Source organism: Vibrio eleionomae, from assembly GCF_009874545.1.
Classification (GTDB): domain Bacteria; phylum Pseudomonadota; class Gammaproteobacteria; order Enterobacterales; family Vibrionaceae; genus Vibrio; species Vibrio nitrifigilis.
This window is the reverse complement of sequence record NZ_WEKT01000013.1, coordinates 68,531-87,862: the sequence shown is the minus strand read 5'-3', so window position 1 is coordinate 87,862 and position 19,332 is coordinate 68,531. Positions and strand designations below refer to the sequence as shown.

20 protein-coding genes are annotated in these 19,332 nt (G+C 42.9%); 8 read left to right on the top strand and 12 right to left on the bottom strand.

Features of this window, described 5'->3' with window-relative positions; translation table 11 throughout:
• The first annotated feature begins 3 nt into the window (after positions 1 to 3).
• Positions 4 to 1,017: an asparaginase gene (gene ansA / locus F9817_RS09725; protein WP_161154925.1), complete on the top strand. Its 1,014-nt coding sequence runs from the start codon at positions 4 to 6 to the stop codon at positions 1,015 to 1,017.
• 91 nt (positions 1,018 to 1,108) lie between these two features.
• Here the strand turns inward: ansA and F9817_RS09720 are convergent, their stop codons facing one another.
• Positions 1,109 to 1,390 carry a YeaC family protein gene (locus tag F9817_RS09720; RefSeq protein ID WP_161154923.1) on the bottom strand — a complete coding sequence of 94 codons (282 nt, stop codon included), beginning with the start codon at positions 1,388 to 1,390 and terminating at the stop codon, positions 1,109 to 1,111.
• Positions 1,391 to 1,513: 123 nt separating this feature from the next.
• On the opposite strand from F9817_RS09720, the gene F9817_RS09715 reads away from it, so the two are divergent.
• Positions 1,514 to 2,359 carry a DUF2989 domain-containing protein gene (locus F9817_RS09715; RefSeq protein WP_161154921.1) on the top strand — a complete coding sequence of 282 codons (846 nt, stop codon included), beginning with the start codon at positions 1,514 to 1,516 and terminating at the stop codon, positions 2,357 to 2,359.
• Between the two features lie 92 nt (positions 2,360 to 2,451).
• Here the strand turns inward: F9817_RS09715 and msrB are convergent, their stop codons facing one another.
• Complete coding sequence (gene msrB, locus F9817_RS09710; RefSeq protein WP_161154919.1) at positions 2,452 to 2,859, bottom strand: peptide-methionine (R)-S-oxide reductase MsrB; 408 nt, start codon at positions 2,857 to 2,859, stop codon at positions 2,452 to 2,454.
• A 334-nt stretch (positions 2,860 to 3,193) separates the two neighbouring features.
• Here msrB and gap point away from each other — a divergent pair, with 334 nt between their 5' ends.
• From gap to F9817_RS09690, 4 genes are all read left to right on the top strand, one after another.
• Positions 3,194 to 4,189, top strand: a complete 996-nt coding sequence (gene gap / locus F9817_RS09705) for a type I glyceraldehyde-3-phosphate dehydrogenase (protein ID WP_161154917.1) — start codon at positions 3,194 to 3,196, stop codon at positions 4,187 to 4,189.
• Between the two features lie 338 nt (positions 4,190 to 4,527).
• Positions 4,528 to 5,412, top strand: coding sequence for a D-hexose-6-phosphate mutarotase (locus tag F9817_RS09700; RefSeq protein WP_161154915.1), 885 nt, complete (start codon positions 4,528 to 4,530; stop codon positions 5,410 to 5,412).
• Between the two features lie 102 nt (positions 5,413 to 5,514).
• A complete protein-coding gene (rlmA, locus tag F9817_RS09695; RefSeq protein ID WP_161154913.1) occupies positions 5,515 to 6,336 on the top strand; it encodes a 23S rRNA (guanine(745)-N(1))-methyltransferase in 822 nt (273 codons plus the stop codon).
• 293 nt (positions 6,337 to 6,629) lie between these two features.
• Positions 6,630 to 7,019, top strand: a complete 390-nt coding sequence (locus F9817_RS09690) for a hypothetical protein (protein WP_161154911.1) — start codon at positions 6,630 to 6,632, stop codon at positions 7,017 to 7,019.
• 95 nt (positions 7,020 to 7,114) lie between these two features.
• On the opposite strand, the gene F9817_RS09685 is transcribed toward F9817_RS09690, so the two are convergent.
• Positions 7,115 to 7,552 carry a YcgN family cysteine cluster protein gene (locus tag F9817_RS09685; protein ID WP_161154909.1) on the bottom strand — a complete coding sequence of 146 codons (438 nt, stop codon included), beginning with the start codon at positions 7,550 to 7,552 and terminating at the stop codon, positions 7,115 to 7,117.
• Between the two features lie 212 nt (positions 7,553 to 7,764).
• Here F9817_RS09685 and F9817_RS09680 point away from each other — a divergent pair, with 212 nt between their 5' ends.
• Positions 7,765 to 8,013: a YkgJ family cysteine cluster protein gene (locus F9817_RS09680; protein ID WP_161154907.1), complete on the top strand. Its 249-nt coding sequence runs from the start codon at positions 7,765 to 7,767 to the stop codon at positions 8,011 to 8,013.
• A gap of 44 nt (positions 8,014 to 8,057) precedes the next feature.
• Here the strand turns inward: F9817_RS09680 and recR are convergent, their stop codons facing one another.
• The 6 genes from recR to F9817_RS09650 form a co-directional block, all read right to left on the bottom strand.
• A complete protein-coding gene (recR, locus tag F9817_RS09675) occupies positions 8,058 to 8,660 on the bottom strand; it encodes a recombination mediator RecR (RefSeq protein WP_161154905.1) in 603 nt (200 codons plus the stop codon).
• A 19-nt stretch (positions 8,661 to 8,679) separates the two neighbouring features.
• A complete protein-coding gene (locus tag F9817_RS09670; RefSeq protein WP_161154903.1) occupies positions 8,680 to 9,012 on the bottom strand; it encodes a YbaB/EbfC family nucleoid-associated protein in 333 nt (110 codons plus the stop codon).
• 75 nt (positions 9,013 to 9,087) lie between these two features.
• Positions 9,088 to 11,166 (bottom strand): DNA polymerase III subunit gamma/tau, encoded by a 2,079-nt coding sequence (gene dnaX, locus F9817_RS09665; protein WP_161154901.1) that lies wholly within the window; start codon positions 11,164 to 11,166, stop codon positions 9,088 to 9,090.
• A 21-nt stretch (positions 11,167 to 11,187) separates the two neighbouring features.
• Positions 11,188 to 11,733, bottom strand: coding sequence for an adenine phosphoribosyltransferase (apt, locus tag F9817_RS09660; protein ID WP_161154899.1), 546 nt, complete (start codon positions 11,731 to 11,733; stop codon positions 11,188 to 11,190).
• 143 nt (positions 11,734 to 11,876) lie between these two features.
• Positions 11,877 to 12,284, bottom strand: a complete 408-nt coding sequence (locus tag F9817_RS09655) for a YbaN family protein (protein ID WP_161154897.1) — start codon at positions 12,282 to 12,284, stop codon at positions 11,877 to 11,879.
• 89 nt (positions 12,285 to 12,373) lie between these two features.
• Positions 12,374 to 13,495, bottom strand: coding sequence for a response regulator (locus F9817_RS09650; protein WP_161154895.1), 1,122 nt, complete (start codon positions 13,493 to 13,495; stop codon positions 12,374 to 12,376).
• A 241-nt stretch (positions 13,496 to 13,736) separates the two neighbouring features.
• On the opposite strand from F9817_RS09650, the gene F9817_RS09645 reads away from it, so the two are divergent.
• Positions 13,737 to 14,612 (top strand): LysR family transcriptional regulator, encoded by an 876-nt coding sequence (locus tag F9817_RS09645; protein ID WP_161154893.1) that lies wholly within the window; start codon positions 13,737 to 13,739, stop codon positions 14,610 to 14,612.
• Positions 14,613 to 14,666: 54 nt separating this feature from the next.
• Here F9817_RS09645 and F9817_RS09640 read toward each other — a convergent pair whose 3' ends face one another.
• The 3 genes from F9817_RS09640 to fadI all read right to left on the bottom strand — a co-directional run bounded on the left by F9817_RS09640 (position 14,667) and on the right by fadI (position 18,956).
• Complete coding sequence (locus F9817_RS09640; protein WP_161154891.1) at positions 14,667 to 15,215, bottom strand: NAD(P)H nitroreductase; 549 nt, start codon at positions 15,213 to 15,215, stop codon at positions 14,667 to 14,669.
• A gap of 316 nt (positions 15,216 to 15,531) precedes the next feature.
• Positions 15,532 to 17,649, bottom strand: a complete 2,118-nt coding sequence (gene fadJ, locus F9817_RS09635) for a fatty acid oxidation complex subunit alpha FadJ (RefSeq protein ID WP_161154889.1) — start codon at positions 17,647 to 17,649, stop codon at positions 15,532 to 15,534.
• A complete protein-coding gene (fadI, locus tag F9817_RS09630; protein ID WP_161154887.1) occupies positions 17,649 to 18,956 on the bottom strand; it encodes an acetyl-CoA C-acyltransferase FadI in 1,308 nt (435 codons plus the stop codon). Before fadI ends, fadJ begins: the two co-directional genes overlap by 1 nt.
• Between the last annotated feature and the right edge of the window lie 376 nt (positions 18,957 to 19,332).

Genomic DNA, 19,332 nt, shown 5'->3' with positions numbered 1-19,332 from the left:
GCAATGGCCAGAAAACATATCTATATCGCCTATACTGGTGGCACAATCGGTATGACCAAGTCTGATCATGGTTACATACCCGTTGCAGGATTTATGGAAAAACAACTGGCAAGCATGCCAGAATTCCACCGCGAGGAAATGCCTGAGTTCACCATTCATGAATACGATCCACTGATGGATTCGTCTGATATGACACCGTCAGATTGGCAATATATCGCCAATGACATTCGTGATAACTACGATAAGTACGATGGTTTCGTCATTTTACATGGTACTGATACCATGGCTTATACCGCTTCAGCCCTATCATTTGTGCTGGAAAACCTTGGTAAGCCCGTTATCGTCACAGGATCACAAATCCCTTTGGCAGAATTACGTTCAGATGGTCAAGCTAACTTGCTTAACGCTCTGCACATTGCTGCTAACTACCCGATTAATGAAGTAACGTTATTTTTCAATAATCAATTAATGCGCGGTAACCGCAGCACTAAATCTCATGCTGATGGATTTAATGCTTTTACGTCACCCAACCTACCTCCGCTGCTGGAAGCAGGTATTAACATTCAAGTGAGTAATTTCGTCAAAGTTGATGAAAAGCCTCAGGGAGAATTTCGCGTACACGACATTACACCTCAACCTATTGGTGTGATTACCATGTACCCTGGCATTTCTCATGAAGTTATTCGCAACACACTACTTCAACCCGTTAATGCAATGATTTTGTTAACATTTGGTGTAGGTAATGCGCCACAAAATCCAGAGTTGTTAGCCCATTTGCATGATGCTTCAGAGCGCGGCGTTATCGTTGTTAACCTTACGCAATGTTTGGCAGGTAAAGTCAATATGGGGGGATATGCAACAGGGTGCGCTCTGCATGATGCTGGTGTTATCAGTGGCTTCGATATGACCCCTGAAGCGGCTTTAGCAAAATTGCACTACCTACTTAGCCAGAACCTAAGTTACGAGCAGATCAAAGAAAAAATGCAGCAAGTTCTACGCGGTGAGATGAGTTTATAACCTAGAATTTGCTCAGAAGATCACGTTTATTAAGCCTCGATAGAAAATATCGGGGCTTTTTTATGTTCTATTGCGCTATAACATATACCGCTTACTTATTAGGGTTTATTCTTAAGATATCACTCTGATTTGATTGGAAACGTTGTTTAAGTTCAGTCTTAGACTTGAACGTTATTTCACCATCAGTGCCAACGGTCATATGATCGGGATTGTTATTATGCTTGGCTTGATAAAGCATCACAGCTTGCATACAAGAATCGCGCTGCTCTTTTGATAACGACGTTCCTTCAGGCCATTTACCCGTTTCTACTGCGTACAATAGACGTTCGTAAGCTTCTGGTGTAATGGAATTAACTAATTGTTCTCTATCCATGATGTTCTCCACTTTTAGTATTAAGCTTGGGGGCTCAAGTCTGAACATCAACACGATATCTTTCTGGCATATTCCGTCAAGAAAGACTAAATAGTTAAGTGTTATTGATCACAAGCGAACCTTATGAATAGCATAAAATTTATGCTGCTTATGCTTCTAACTGTTAGCTTGAGCGGCTGTTTTGAAAATAAAAGCAATACCGAGCAATTGTGCAAGGACAATCCAAATCTACGCTGCGAACGACTCAACATGGATGATGGACAATGCCGAGTAGCCCGGACCGATTTAATTTGGCACCGTTATCAAGTGTTAAAAAATGAAACGGTCTCTAATCTCATCAGCGAGTATCACTACCTCGCAGCATACAAAAAATGCATGTCTTTAGCAGCTCAAATTCGAGCTATTGATCAGGCAGAGTTAAAGCAACTGCGTTTCGCTGCCGTGCAAAATGCCAGTGAAGACGAAGAACAATTAGTTGAAACGATTCGTAATAGTCATTCTCCAACGGCTCTTTACTTTCTTTGGAGTCAGATCGGTGATAAACAAGCGCAAAGAGAATTTCTTCAAATGGAAGGAAAGCCTGCTCTTGAAACTCCAGAAATGCAATACGCTCTCGCTACTTTTTATACCTCTAGAGACAATCGAAAAACCATTCGATTATTGAATCACGCCCTAGAATTGGCCAAAAACGACGACGTTAATCTGGATATTTTTAAAGCCTTGGCAAGTAACTACCAACTGCTTAACCAGCGTCATTACGCTTATATCTGGGCAATGGTCAGTAAGCACTACGGTGTTCCTGTTGCGGACAGCGAAGATATGAAATTGTTATTTGGTTACAGCGATGAACAATATGATGAATTAAATAACATTGCAGATAATGTGGTCGATGCTCTTAAACAGGGTAACTATTCTAAAGACTTAATCCCTAATGCTTTGAAACAACTAAAAATTAGTATAAATCCATAGTCACTTTCTTACCCAACCTAGAACCTCCTTATGGAGGTTCTTTTTGTTTGGTCTTTAATTGAACAACGTTTAATTACTAAATTTTGTACAAATTATTCTTTTTTGTTGAAAATTAACGACACAGAATTCACACAGTAGCGTTCACCGGTTGTTTGTGGCCCATCAGGAAAAACGTGCCCTAAGTGGCTTTCACACTGTGCACAACGGATCTCAGTACGTATCATTCCGTGACTGCGATCTTCAATATACCGTATTGCACCTTCATTTATCGGCGCGTCAAAACTAGGCCAACCGCAACCAGAGTCATACTTATTGTCAGAGATAAATAAAGGAGCCTGACAGCAAGTACAGTGGTAAATCCCAGTTTCTTTGTTATGTAACAACGTGCCAGAGAAAGGCATCTCCGTACCGTGTTCTCGACAGACTCGAAACTGTTCATCGGTCAGTTTATCTCGCCAGTATTCTTCTGATTTTAAATCACTTTTTCCTTTATTATTCACGTTAAGCTCTCTTTATTCGGCTAATTAATGTGGTAATTCTCTCTCATCGAGCTTGTCAGGTAAATGCTTTGTAGCACATACTTTGTATCTATATGACAGTTAGGGTTTTATTGACAAAATACCTATCTGTTCATGATTTAATATTGTTCTTATTAGTAAAAAGAATCCATCTAGCGTGCAAAAAATAATCACTCATGACTCAATCTAAAAAAACGAGCACTTTTTTTTGACTTTAAACAAGTTAAGAAGGATTATCTGTTGCAGACCCTAACTGGATTCTGTAATTTTACTACCAGTTATCTTTAATCAGAAATTAAGTTGTGGAGCAACTATAATGACTATCAAAGTAGGTATTAACGGTTTTGGCCGTATCGGTCGTTTCGTATTTCGTGCAGCACAAACTCGTGATGACATCGAAGTTGTAGGTATCAACGATCTTATCGACGTAGAATACATGGCTTACATGTTGAAATACGATTCAACTCACGGTCGTTTCAACGGCGAAGTTGAAGTAAAAGATGGTAACCTAGTTGTAAACGGTAAAACTGTTCGCGTAACTTCAGAACGCAACCCAGCAGACCTTAAATGGAATGAAATCGGTGTTGACGTTGTTGCTGAAGCAACTGGTCTATTCCTAACTGACGAAACAGCTCGTAAACACATCGAAGCTGGTGCGAAAAAAGTAGTAATGACTGGTCCTTCTAAAGACGCAACTCCAATGTTCGTTAACGGCGTAAACTTCGAAACTTACGCTGGTCAAGACATCGTTTCTAACGCTTCTTGTACTACTAACTGTCTAGCACCTGTAGCTAAAGTTCTTAACGACAAATTCGGTATCGAATCTGGTCTTATGACTACAGTTCACGCAACTACTGCTACTCAAAAAACTGTTGACGGTCCTTCTCACAAAGACTGGCGCGGTGGTCGTGGTGCGGCTCAAAACATCATCCCATCTTCAACTGGTGCTGCTAAAGCTGTAGGTAAAGTACTACCTGAACTAAACGGCAAACTAACTGGTATGGCTTTCCGCGTACCAACTGCTAACGTTTCTGTAGTTGACCTAACTGTTAACCTTTCTAAAGCTGCATCTATCGATGAAATCAAAGCTGCAATGAAAGATGCTGCTGAAGGTGAACTAGCTGGCGTTCTTGGTTACACTGAAGACGCAGTTGTTTCAACTGACTTCAACGGCGACACTCGCACTTCTATCTTCGATGCAAGCGCTGCAATCGCTCTAACTGACAAATTCGTTAAAGTTGTATCTTGGTACGACAACGAAATCGGTTACTCAAACAAAGTTCTAGACCTAATCGCTCACATTTCTAAATAATGTAAGCTGTTAGCTTAAAACTTGCAAAGGGCAGCGATTACGCTGCCCTTTTTTGTTGATCAGCCCTCTGGATCAGCTCTCATAAAATATGAACCACCCCTTATCTCGTCTTATTTATGCACTTATTCGTGAGTAACCGCTAAGTTAACCATCGTTCGTATATTGAGTTGATACACTCATGTTACCCAGCAACGTAACGATGTAGGATTCACAAACTGAGTAATAAATTTGAGGAAACAAAATAGCACATGAGACGGCTTATGCTGGCTATGTTATTTTGGTATGCGTCGCTCCAGATAAAACCAGACACTGCAAAAGTGCAAATAAGGAACTGAACAATGGATTTACTTACCCTTCCAGTCGTCTCTACTCTCTCTGACCACATTGATGTAGTCGAAAAAGACGATATTAAAATTCTACGTGTTACCCACCCTAAAGCCAGCGCTGGTATTTCATTGCACGGTGCTCATATTCTCTCTTTTCGACCTGCCGGCCATGCCGACGTCATTTGGATGAGTAGCAAAGCAAAGTTTAATGGTACAGCCTCTATACGCGGTGGCATTCCTATTTGCTGGCCTTGGTTTGGGCCAATTGGTTCTCCTTCCCATGGTTTTGCCCGCATTAGCGAATGGACACTCATCGAACACCGTGAAAACGACCAAGGTGTCGTGATCTGTCTCGGCTTAGAAGATAGCGAAGAGACTCAAAAATTATGGCCTTACCAATTCTCGACTCGCCTATACGTGGAAATCGGTGACGAGTTAAATGTCTCTCTTGAGGTTACCAATACCGATGAGAAACCTTGGCTGTTCTCAGGAGCATTACATTCCTACTTGAATGTTGGCGACATTCATCAAGTAGAAACGACCGGTATGGGCGAACGTTACATTGATAAATTACAAGACAGCAAAGAGTGTGAAGGCCCAGATGTTTTAGCCTTAACAGGCCCTATTGATCGGGTATACACACAACCTGAACCGATCATCACCATTCACGACCCAGAGCTCTCTCGCCAGATCACCATTGAAAATCATGGCCACAATACCGCAGTGTTATGGAACCCTTGGGCAGATGGACACATGGCAGATATGACCGATGATGGTTACGCTACGATGCTATGTGTTGAATCGACCATCTACGCACCATGCATCTCTGCTGGACATACACTAGCACCCAATGAAAGCCATACATTGGCAACGACTATCCGCTTAGTTGAAGCGTAACTTCGTTTAATCGACCGAATAGAGAAAGGGGAATGATTATCCATAGATCATTCCCCTCTTTGGTATTAAACTACCGCCTTTATTTGAACAACCGAGATCCCCATGGCCTATTTGTGTCCCCTCTGCCAGCAACCACTCACGAAACAGAATCACGCCTACACCTGTGAGAATCATCATCAGTTTGATATTGCCAAAGAAGGGTATGTGAACTTAATGCCAGCTCACCACAAACGCTCTAAAGATCCTGGTGACAATAAAGAGATGACCCAAGCTCGCCGTCGTTTTCTTAATGGTGGTCATTACCATCCAATGCGCGCGCGTGTTGCCGAATTGGTTGAACAATTCATATATCAACCAGCGAGCGCCCTATTAGATATCGGATGCGGCGAAGGCTATTACACCTCACATATTGCCGATACTTTACTGGCTAATGAACACAACATGGAAGTTCATGGCCTAGATATTTCAAAGGTTGCCGTTCGCTACGCGGCAAAACGTTACCTCAATTGCCAATTTACCGTGGCATCAAGTCACCGCCTGCCCTTTGCTTCTGAGTCGTTGGATGCAGTAATACGTATTTATGCTCCTTGTAAACCGGAAGAGTTATTACGCTGTGTTAAGCCCGGAGGCATCATAGTTACAGTGACACCAGCAGCACGCCATCTATATCAGTTAAAAGAAAAAATTTATCAATCTGTTCGCTTACATGATGAAACCCCTGAACTATTAACTGGTTTTGTTCTAGAGCACAGCGAAAAAATACATTACGACATGAGCTTACCCGGTAGTGAAGCACGCGATTTATTACAAATGACCCCGCTTGAATGGCATGCTAGCGATGAATTCCGCGCACAGCTTGAAGCAACCGGTGTATTCTCTTGTGAAGCTGATTTTATGTTACGAATCTATCGTAAACCTCATTAACCAACACGTGGCAATTATCGTGATTTAAATCACAATTTAATAAGGTAAAAAGCGCTGTTCTGTGCTTGAAAATTGTTGTGAGTCATTGTTTTTACTCACTCATAGTCGGCAAAAATCCGATAATTATCACACTAAATATAACTTTAGCTAACAATATTAATAATTAACCTTATTTTTACCTAAAGTAGGCATAAAGCTTGCTGTTTAAGAAAGTGCTCAAACAATGTTAAAACTACGCAAGTTTTTCTTGTAATGGTCGATAACTACTTTGAGGATTGACTTAGGAGAGAAGAATGAACCCAGTAGGATCAGGATCAGCACATCTGCATTCCACCCAACCGGTGAAATCTCAAAACACAGCGGCACATTCTAGCTCGAAATCGGATAGCAGCTTTAGCCCCGCCCCACTTGTCGAACGCAAGGAAGGCAGTGACAAGGTTTCCCTCTCTGAAGAAGGAAAAGTGTTACTAAAAACCTTAAATCAGATTGATAAGACAGGCACGCTAACTCCCGCTAAAGAAAAGAGCTTAGGTGACAAGGTTGAATCCTTTACATACGGAGCATTGGGGTTGGAAAACCCTGATAAAAAAGGCGAAGAAGCGGAGAAAGACGGCTCATATTCAGCGGGGACCTACCTCAAAGCAGCAGCAACCATTGGTGGTATTCTGCTTGCTGTCGTGTAATAACGGCTGAACGAAACCTAACTTCTCTCTTTTTTCTTTTAAGCTCAGTCGAAAAAGGCACTTCTCAGTGCCTTTTTTTCGTTGCTAAACAAGCATTATTTATGAGGGTGGTTAATGATGTGGTCTTCCCAATCAATCACATCTATCTCATAAACCACTTTATTACGTACACTTTCACCACAAGCGTGCATTTGCGCTTTTGAACCTGTGATCAGTGGGTGCCATTGTGGTAATGGCTGCTCATCAGCAAGTAATCGATAGGCGCATGTATCAGGTAGCCAGTTAAATTCACTGATTTTATCTCGCGTCAATTTTAAGCATTCTTCCCCTGACGCAAAACGATTTGGATAATCTTTACAACTGCACGTTTTATCATTTAAAAGACTGCATGCAACGTTGGTGTAATAGACCTCTTCCGTATCATCATCAAGCAATTTATGTAGGCAGCATTTGCCACAACCGTCGCATAATGATTCCCACTCATCCTCTGTCATCTGTGCTAATGATTTGGTCTGCCAGAATGGTGTGGTCATACGTTAGTCTCTTTACTAGATATTAATAAATGGGGGGCATTTATACCTGTGTTGTCGTGAAAGTGCAACTATCAGGCAAGAAATGACCAGACAGGTTTCTGTCGATTCCCTTTTAAAACTCTGATAGGATGCGCGCTCTTTAAAATTGTCTGCGCTGCTAAAGATTGGTTTAACGGCGTATTAGTTGTAGTCATATTCATTATAGGTGCATGATGGAATGTCGTCTTGGATGTGGTGCATGCTGTATAGCACCCAGTATTTCTTCTCCCATTCCAGGGATGCCAAAGGGTAAGCCCGCTGGCGTGCGTTGTATCCAGCTTAACGAAGAAAATTTATGTCGTTTATTCGGTAAGCCTGAGCGCCCTAAGGTGTGCCATCAATTCAAAGCCAGTTCAGACATTTGTGGTGACACGTCACATCAGGCAATTACTATAATTACTGAGTTAGAAGCAATAACCTAACCACAGATGAAGACAGGAAGGCCGCATTGAAATGCGGCCTTTTATTAAGAGAGTTTTTGACGACCTAACAGCGAATGAGACAAAGTTGTACCATCGACAAGTTCTAGTTCACCACCCATAGGAACACCATGGGCAATGCGACTCGCGCTTACACCATGCTCTCGACATAGTTCACCGATGTAATGTGCCGTGGCCTCCCCTTCAACAGTTGGGTTAGTGGCCAGAATCACTTCTGTTACATCCCCTCGTTGTAGACGAAAATCCAACACATCTAAGCCAATATCACTAGGACCAATACCATCGAGTGGTGAGAGATGCCCCATTAAGACAAAATAACGTCCTGAATATTGACCAGTGGCTTCCAAAGCAGCAATATCTGCGGGGCTTTCAACCACACAAAGCAGACCATTTTCACATCGCTTCGGATTATTACAGATGTTACATACGTCTTCTTCGGTGAAAGTACGGCACTCCTTACAATGGCCAATTTCTGTCATTGCTTTACTCAAAGCATCCGCCAGTTGTAAGCCGCCTTTTCTGTCGCGCTGTAACAAATGAAAGGCCATACGTTGCGCTGATTTGGGGCCAACCCCAGGCAGACAACGTAAGGCCTCCATCAAATGCTCCAGCATAGGACTGGTTCGCATTATTAACCTTCTCTAAGATTTAGAACGGCATTTTCATGCCTGGTGGTAATTGCATACCGCCAGTGACAGACGCCATTTTCTCTTTTTGAGTTTCTTCGACACGACGAGCAGCATCGTTAAATGCAGCTGCGATCAAGTCTTCTAGCATTTCTTTATCGTCTTCCATCAAGCTCTCGTCAATTTCAACACGACGAGTGTTGTGACTACCAGTGATGGTAACTTTAACAAGACCAGCACCAGATTCACCGGTGACTTCCATGTTTGCAATTTCTTCTTGAAGCTGTTGCATACGCTCTTGCATTTGCTGGGCTTGCTTCATTAGGTTGCCCATTCCACCTTTTCCACCAAACATCTTATTCTCTCTGGTTCGTCTTGAATTGTTTCACATATTGTGGGGTCGTATTGCTGTAGATTCAACCCCACACAATTAAATCGGTCTTACACTATCTTTATCTAACTCCGCATTAAAGCGGCGCTCAATAAATTGTACATTAGGATCGCAAGCAAGGCTTTCCATCGCTTGTGAAAGTTTGCTTTGATACAACCTTTCACGTAATTCTAGAGGTGTTTCGCCAGACTCTCCAATCGTAACCGTCAGTTGACAATCTTCACCTAATTGGGCATTAATCGCTTCGAGAAGTTCACTCTGAGCTTTGTCTGTGTTGAGGTGCGCATGAGTCGGTCGCAACACCAACTCTATGAGTGAACCGTTTTTATGAAATGTAGAGTTTAATGCGATTTGCTCCACCAACTTTGCCGTATCAAGACGCTGAATGAGCGCCGCCCATTCATCTTGCTGCGAAGCTTCTGCGATCAGACGCTCTGCCATCGCTGGCGTTTTCTCATGCTCCAATGCACGTTTTAACTGTGTTGGTGTCAGTTCTTTTTTTGGTTGAACTTGCTGCTGTGGTTGAGATGGACGCCATTGATAGTTACTTTCATCAACCACTTCAGGTTCAATAGTAGCTTCATTAGCATGAGCATTGTGCGGCATCTGGTGGCCATTCTGATGACCTCGTTGGGCTACCCGTTCTAGTACAGAAACAGGCTTTTCAGATACCGCTTGGGCCTTTTTTACGCCAGGTCCTTCTTTCGGTTGATTTAACCCTTTACGCTGTGAACGTAATTGATGACGTAAACCACCTACCGGTGAGTGAGATACACTCGGTGTCGGCTCTGGCGTAGATGCGGATGGTTGTTGAGGTACAACTTGTAAGTCATTTTGCGGTGCAGCCTCTGGCACGGATGGACTTAGCGGCGTAGCGTCTGGCGCATGATTCGCCACCGTATTCATCGGGCTATGTTGCGCACGCAACGGTTCAGATGCTGGTGCTTTGTTTCGCTGAGGTGGCATCACATCGTTAGCTAGCGCAGGCTGACTTACCGCTGGTTGAGTGGTCAAAGACTGCGCGACAGCAACTTGAGAGGGTTTAAAGGCCATCATTCTCAAGACAATCATCTCAATACCCACGCGTCCGGTAGGCGATAGCGGTAGATCTTGCCGTCCCTTCAGTGCCATTTGGTAATAAAGTTGAACATCTTGTGGCGCTAACACCTGAGCTAGATGCATTATTTTATCGGCATCAGGGAGTTCTTTATCGAGTGTAGCGGGTAGAGTTTGATACATTGCAACACGATGCAACTGCGTTGCTAATTGTTGCAATAGACCATCCCACTCAACACCCATTTCAGCCAGTGACTGAATACTGTCTAAAACGATTTGAGGCGATTGAGAGCTAATGGCTTGCAACAGGTGCAGTGCTTGGTCTGTATCTAACGTACCAAGCATGTGAGAAACAATATCGGCTTGAATATTACCGTTCCCCAACGCAATCGCTTGGTCAGTTAAACTAAGCGCATCACGCATACTGCCATCGGCAGCATGAGCCAGCATATTCAGCGCCTTGGCTTCACTACTTATTTGCTCTTGCTGCATGATATGAGCAAGCTGATGCTGGATATCGTCCACACTGATAGGTTTCAGGTGGAACTGCAAACAACGAGACAAAATCGTCACAGGAAGTTTTTGTGGATCCGTTGTTGCTAAAAGAAATTTCACATACTCTGGCGGCTCTTCAAGCGTTTTAAGTAACGCATTGAAACTATGGCGCGAGAGCATGTGTACTTCATCGATCAAATAAACTTTGAATCGGCCCCGAGCAGGCTTGTACTGTACATTATCCAGCAACTCACGCGTATCTTCTACTTTAGTGCGAGAAGCTGCGTCGATTTCGAGTAGATCGACAAAGCGACCTTGATCGATTTCACGACAAGTTGCACATTCACCACAAGGTGTGGCTGTAATGCCAGTCTCACAATTCAACCCTTTCGCTAATAAACGAGCGATAGATGTTTTACCTACCCCGCGAGTACCGCTGAACAGATAAGCATGATGAAGACGATTTTGTGCAAGAGCGTTCTCTAATGCAGTTAAAACATGGGCTTGACCAACTACTTCTTTAAACTGAGTAGGCCGCCATTTACGCGCGAGAGCAAGATAACTCATGAATACTTCCGTTTTGGGTGTTTAGTGACCGTCAAATTCACAGATACTGTAAACGTTCAAGCCTAAACCTTCCAGGCGCTTGTCACCACCGATCTCTGGTAGGTTGATGACAAATGCAGCATGCTCCACTTCGCCGCCTAATTGACGAATCAGTTTAGTGGTCGCTTCAATTGTGCCACCAGTCGCCAGAAGGTCATCAACAACAAGCACTTTATCGCCAGGCTGAATCGCATCAACATGAATTTCTAAGGTATCTGTACCATATTCCAAATCATAGGTTTGTGCGATAGTTTTACGAGGTAGTTTGCCTGGTTTACGTACAGGTACAAAACCCACACCTAATTCAAGCGCTAATGGGGCACCAAAAAGGAAACCACGAGCTTCCGTACCTACCACCTTGGTAAAACCGTGAGCTTTATACTTATCTACCAAAAGTTGAATGGTCGCTTGATAAGCTTTTGCATCTTCTAGCAAACTGGTTACGTCACGAAACAGAATGCCTGGTTTTGGGTAGTCAGGAATGCTTTTAATGCTTGATTTAATAAGTGAAAGAGTTTCGGTTGTCATAATAAAATTAACTTCGATTGAGACAATGCTCCCGTGAATAATCACAGCATTGCTGTTTATGGTTCTTCGCCCGAAATACAATAATTTCTAAGCGCTGAAAAAACAAACGCCCACTCGAAGAGTGGGCACACTTCTTCATAATGCTAGTGATTTTCACGCCTGTTATCAACTAGCTCGTTCACTGGTAGCTTAATAAACCAGCTTATAAGAACGACAAAAACGACAAATAATAGCACTTTAAGCCATAAATACCGAACAATATAAATTGAAAAACAGAAACTTAGAACAATAACAACCAAACCGCGCCGTTTGGTTATTTTTGATACAGATCGATTTTTCTCCCAATTGGTTAATATCGGCCCAAACCAAGGATGTTGATGTAGCCATGAATGGTAACGTGGACTAGACCTTATAAAACAGAAGCTAGCCAATAAAATAAAAGGAGTGGTTGGCAAAACAGGTAATACAATGCCAACAATACCTAATAAGAGTGCAATCCATCCTAAGAGAAGACACGCAAAACGCGTGAGAGATTTTCGAATCAGAGACATATATTTAACATGGGACTGAAGGTAGAGAACACAGAAATGGGTCGCGCTTATTGGTCTTTCCCCCTAATAAGCGCGATCGTTATAACACGTTATATTTCGTATAGATCTTGGTTAGTATAAATATCGAAGGTAAAACTGCTAGCTCCGGTGTTATGTATCGCCACTTTGCAGCCTTTGGTAATCGACAAGTCATTAGTGACAAAGTTTTTCAAGCAATTGTTACCCAAACACACATTACCAGCAATATGATGCTTTTTAACTTCATTTGACCATTGGCTGTCTAATCCTGCAGGTAAGATCGATAGCGAGCCATCGTTAAAATCAGCAAGTCCAAACAAGGCAGTCACCGGCCCAGCACATTCTGAACATTTAATTCCACGTTCTAATATGGCCGCCATGTCTTTTAAATCAACGCTATTACGTCGTAAATTACGTAAGTAATCATGGAACAAGGCCCGTACAAGTAAGGTTGTCCCTACCCCGCTTTCATCGTTACTTGAGGAATCAACAATGTAAAAGGCCATTTGACCGTTTAACAGCCATACATAATCAAACACTAATGGCATCGTTTCTGTTGATTGCAGCAAGCGATAACTGCAGTGCCAGGCACCTTGCGCCGTATCATTGTCAGGTAACAGTGCATGAAGTAACTCTTTCGCTGCATTTGGATTCTTGTGTAAGTAATCAAGGTGCCAATGCAACTCTCGCTCTTCAGGTAACTCACCTTCACCATCAACACGAAACCACTGACTAGAAAAATCGCGATGGCTGGCCATAGCATTTTCTGTCGCTTCTAAAGTACTTTCGATGGAGCAACTCAAGTGTTGGTGGTCATTGATAGGTTTAGGCAGAAAATCTTTAATGCCAAAACGCAGCGCTTTCGCGACTTCCGACATATCTTGAGTCGCCGATACCACAATGAGAGGCATGGACGGATATTCCATGCTCACTTCTTCAACAAACTCAATACCGTTTAGCACGGGCATAGAGAGATCGCATAAAATGAGATCCGGCTGCGCCTCCTGTAATTTACGTAATCCATCGAGTCCATCCTCAGCCTCAACGACTTCATATCCTTGAGCCGCTAAAAACGCGCCTGTAATACGACGAAAGATCGGATCGTCGTCAACAAGCATAATGACTTTAGATTGTTGGTTCAGGTTCACCTGCCCCTCAGCTCCATCATCATTTTGAACATTAGTTTTGTACATAGCATCTACCTCACTATGCTCTTCCTGTTCACAAATTTTTTTATTGTTATAGGATAGTTTCATACGTTACCTATTAAGGTAGTCTTGAAATAACATTTATACAAATATTCCGGTTTTACACATAGTTGCATACTATATGTATGGAATATGACATATCATACTAGTCGTTGATATGTCTCAAACTTTGACATCCGATATGCGTATAAATTACTCCAACTCATAAAATAATGTGTCAGGAACTATGAAATTAGATGACCTAAACCTCTTTCGACTGGTTGTCGAAAATGGCAGCTACACCGCAACTTCACGTAAGACTATGATCCCCGTAGCAACCATCACCCGACGCATTCAAGCGCTTGAAGATTCGTTGAATCTTAGACTTTTGAATCGCCATGCCCGCAAGCTATCACTGACCGAAGCAGGAGAACGCTTCTTTGGTGAATGTTCTCCATTACTAGAACGGCTAGCCTCAATGGCAGAAGAAATCACCGATGAGTGCCGTGGGGCGTCAGGGAAAATAAAAATCTCTGCTCCTTCCAACCTTACTAAACGATTAATGATGCCAATGTTTATTGATTTCATGCAGGAATATCCAGAAATCAATATTGAATTGACGACAAGTAATCACGCAGACCGCCTCGACCCCACTGAATGGGATGTTATCTTCCGAGTAGGTCCTCAACGGGACTCAAGCTTGATTGCCCGTAAAATTAGTGAAGTGAAAGACATATTAGTAGCAAGTCCAGACTATTTAGCAAAAAACCCGACACCGAATCACGCCGAAGAACTCACCCAACATTCTTTATTGAAAGGTTACCCACTGATTAAATGGCAATTAACTAACAATAAAGGCGAATCCGTTGTCAATTTAGATAAAGGCCGTTTTCAGGCCAATACTATTGACGTTGTGCGTCATGCTTGCACACAAGGGTTAGGCATTACATTAATGCCTGATGTCATGCTGGATGAATACATCCAAGCAGGCAAATTAGTTCGCGTACTGAACGACTGGTCCGCGAATCCTCGTGATATTTATATGTTATATAACCACAAAGACCATCTACCGGAAAAAGTCCGCTTATTCATTGACTTTGTGATTAGTTACCACATTCACTAAATACTAATAGAGAACGAAAGGGCCTTACATACCAAGGCCCTCTCCGTCACTCAATTATAAAAATTCTACAAAATCACCCAATGCTCTTTTAGGTGGAGCCATAGCGCTTCCGGTAGGCGTACCTAAATACAAAAACCCGACAATTTCATCCTCACCTTCTAGCTTAAATGCATGATGAACGTCAGGATGGAACATCCAATTACCAGAACGCCAAATCCCCTGAAACCCCTGAGCCACTGCAGCCATTTGCATTGCTTGAACCGCACATCCTGCCGACAGGTGCTGTTCAAGAGCTGGCACTTTCTCATGGGGCGTGACCTTAGCGATAACAGTAATAACCATCGGAGCCCGAAATGGGGCATTTTTTAATTTAGTAACGACCGACTCATCACTTTGCTCTGCAACAGCCGCTTTCACCAATATATCTGATAGTTTTTGTAGACCACTACCCTGAGCAATAACAAAACGCCATGGCGTTAGGTTGCCATGATCAGGAGCTCTCAAGCCTGCTTGGATTATATTTTCGAGAATCTTACCTTCAGGAGCTGGTGACGTAAGCTTCGCCATAGAACGACGTGAGAGTAATAAATCTAATGCGTCCATACAGATTCCTTATCAACGCGCGAATTGGGGAGAATTCAATAAGTACAGATAAAGACAGCTTATTACATTGATAGAGTTATCACTCTAAATTATAAATACACTGATAACTGTGACCTATATCTTGTTAGCTATGCTAAATTTTCAACGCAATAGCTTAGCAATTTAGCAACATTAAAAGCGAGTTATAAACTTACATTTCACATTCTCATTCAAAATAAAAAACTAACTTTTTATGCTATTACGGCATAAGTTGCCTTTTTCTTGGCTCTCAAGATAAGAGCAACAACCTCATATAAGCACCTTGATGCGTAATTATTTAGTCATAAAATGCTTTCGCTTGTTCTGCTCGTTGGATAATGCCTTCACAAGGAAAAAACCTGGGTCCATAAGTATCAGCATAACGAGTCATTAACTCAGAAATACAAACTAACCCTAATCCATCCATGTAATGGAATGGACCACCTAAGAATGGCGGAAAACCGACTCCATAAACTGCACCTATATCACCATCTTCGGGCGCAGCTATCACTCCCTCATCTAGACATCGAACAGCCTCATTGAGCATTGGTAATAAACAGCGCATAGCCACTGTTTTAGGCGTTAAATAACTTTCTGGCGACAAACCAAACAACCGATAGACCTGACGATCGACCTCTTTAGGTTTGTCTACTGGGTAATGATAAAACCCTTTTCTGACCTTCTTCCCTACTCTGCCGTCATTAAGCATCACCGAAAAAATATCTGGCCCTTTAAATCGATCCCCTAATTCTTGTACGAGTATCGGGCTAACTTTTGCACCAATGTCTAAACCGACTTCATCAAGCAAACATAACGGCCCAACCGGAAATCCAAAGTTGGTCAATGCCGCATCTATCTCTTCTATCGGTTGGTTATCAAGCATTAACTGCGCAGCTTCATTTAAATATGGCGCTAATATCCTATTTACAAAAAATCCAGCACTGTCTTTGACAACAATCGGAGTTTTCCCCTGGCGACGAGCAAAACTTACGGTTTTGGCAACCGTTTCAGAAGAAGTATGTTTATGCGGTATGACTTCAACCAACGGCATCTTTTCTACTGGACTAAAATAATGTAAGCCAATCACATTCTCACTACGAGATGAATTTTCAGCGATTTGGCTAATTGGTAATGAGGACGTATTGGTAGCAAAAATGGCTTGTTGAGGCGCGAATTGATCGAACTGGCTGACAATATGCTGCTTAAGCGCTAAATCTTCAAACACAGCTTCTACGACTAAATCAGCCTGAGGTAGAGTCGCGTTAGAGAGATCGCCAGAGAGACGGCTCAAGGATTGTTTTACTTGCCGCGATGTTAAATGACGTTTAGTACGTTTATCTTGAAGCCGAGTATAACTGTATTGTAACGCCGATAGCACGCCTTGTTCACTCACGTCTTGAATGCGAGTCATCACTTGTGCTTTGGTGGCAGTCACGTAGGCAATCCCAGACCCCATTAAACCACCACCAACAACTTGCACTTTTTCAATCGGAACTAAGCCATCACTCGGATAGTGTTTCTTGAGAATATTATTGGCAAAATACAGATGCCTAAGAGCGCGCGACTGCTTGGTCATAACCAAATCAGCAAATTGCTTCGCTTCTTCGTGCAAACCTTTTTTCATTCCTTGCTGCATACCGACCCGCATGACCTGAAAAATCGCGTCAATCGCTGGATAGTTGCCGCGACTTTTTTCAAAGGCTTTTGCCGCCGCTTTATCAAACACAAGTCGCCGTAAAAAATTAGAGTGAGTTAGCATACGTTCAAACATGGAAGACAGAGGTTTCTTCGGCCGCTTTTTTTCTAGCCATCTTTGCGCGACTTCTAACAAAATATCTTGCGGGACTACATCGTCGACTAACCCCAGTTTTTTCGCCTTTCCAGCTCTCAACAAACGCCCAGTCAGTATGAGATCTAATGCGGGAATCAAACCAACCAACCTTGGCAATCGTTGGGTTCCACCTGCGCCAGGTAGTAGTCCAAGCATAACTTCAGGAAAGCCTAACCGTGTTTTGTCATCATCACTAACAACACGATAATCACATGCCAACGCTAACTCTAATCCTCCTCCTAAACACGAACCATGAATAGCCGCAACGACGGGAAAAGTCAGGCTCTGTAACTGATTAAAGACATCTTGTCCGGTGTGAGCTAATTGACGCGCCTCATCAACAGATTGACATCGGTCGATCATGTTAATATCAGCCCCGGCAATAAAGTTATCCGGCTTTGCCGAGTAAATGATTAATCCTTTGATGCGTTGTTGCTGATTTTGTAACTCAGTAAGTATTTCATTAATCCGAGTCACAGACTCAGCACGCAAGGTATTGACCGCTTCATTAGGTAAATCGATTTGTAACCACGCAACTGAATGGTTATCGATTGATAAACTAAAGCCTCGATTTTCAGATGCCATTATTCACTCTCCAATACCATCGCAACACCAAGTCCACCAGCAGCACATGCTGTTGTAAGGGCCAATCCTCCACCACGACGCTGTAGTTCATTCAGCGTTTGAGTAATTAAACGTGCTCCTGTCGCAGCAAATGGGTGTCCATATGCAATGGATCCTCCGAGAACGTTAAATTTATCCATATCTACCTCACCAATGGCCTTCGAACGCCTCAGTTGGTGAGTTGCAAAATGCTCACTGGCAAATAGTTTTAAGTTAGCAAGCACTTGTGCAGCGAATGCTTCGTGCATATCGAACAGCGTGAGATCCTTGAGTTGAATCCCTGCTTTGTCTAATGCATTCGGCACCGCATAGGCAGGGCCTAATAACATATCTTTTTCAACACCAAGCCCTGACCACGCGTAAGAGCGAATATAGCCCAATACAGGTAACTCTAGGCTTCGCGCTTTATCTTCAGCCATTAACACTATTGCAGCTGCCCCATCAGTCAGTGGTGTGCTATTACCCGCGGTCACACTCCCATAACGGCGATCAAAAACGGGCTTTAACAAAGCGAGTTCTTCCAATGTAGAGTGAGCTCGAATGGTATTGTCTTTCGCTAGTACTTGTTGGTACGGAGGAGGAAAAGCCGTCATCACTTCCTGATCAAGGCGTTTTTCTTGCCAAGCCTGTTCGGCATGTTGATGTGAACGATGCGCCAATTCATCTTGCTCTTGGCGGCTAATATGATAGGTCTTCGCCATCTGCTCAGCGGTCTCTCCCATTGAGAGGCCGGTCGAATATTCTGCAATAGGAGGGGGAACAGGAAGAAAATCTTTCAATGACAATTGGCGCAACAATTTAGCTTTACCCAACCACGTCTTTTGCTTTGACATCGCGAGTAACGTTGCAGCACAGTTTTGCGTGACGCCTATCGGCAAATTTGAACAAGAATCAGCGCCACCGGCTATGCCTGATTCAATACTGCCTACCATAATACTTTCAGCAATGTTAATGATGGCTTGAAAACTCGTTGCACACGCTCGGCTTACACTAAACGCATCGGTAGCAACAGGCAATTGTGATGCTAGCACTATTTCTCTGGCAATATTTGGGGCCTGAGGCATCTGTACGACTTGACCGAAAACGACCTGATCAATAGGAATGGGGTTAAGATCGTATCGATGGACTAATTCACTTACCACCATTTGCCCGAGATCGATTGCAGTTAGGTTTTTAAATTCAGTACCTTGTCGGGCAAAAGGCGTTCGTAGTCCTGCTACAATCGCAACCCGACAACCAGAACGTGTAGAAACATTTTGACGCGCCATATCCATTCCTAGGTAGTTAAATTACTTCGAAATGCAGCTTAAACCCTACTGCCGCTTCCTAAACCAATACACAATTTCTATGATTTAAAGTGTAATCAGAATGTTAGGGTTGGCAAATACGGGCTAGAATAAACGTGAGATATAACTAGGCTCGACAAATAAGCGACCGCCAAGCATAAAATAGGCAAAAAAAAACCACACAATGCTTTGTGTGGTCGGAATTATAAAGCAATTAACTTACGCCAATTGAAAATAATCAGTTTCCTGATTAGGAGAAAGTAAAGTCAGCCTTCAAAAGGAAGTGTCATCTTGCTCAACACGCTAGCCTTACGGCTAACTAGATGACATGAACAACTATAACGGCTTCAACACAACA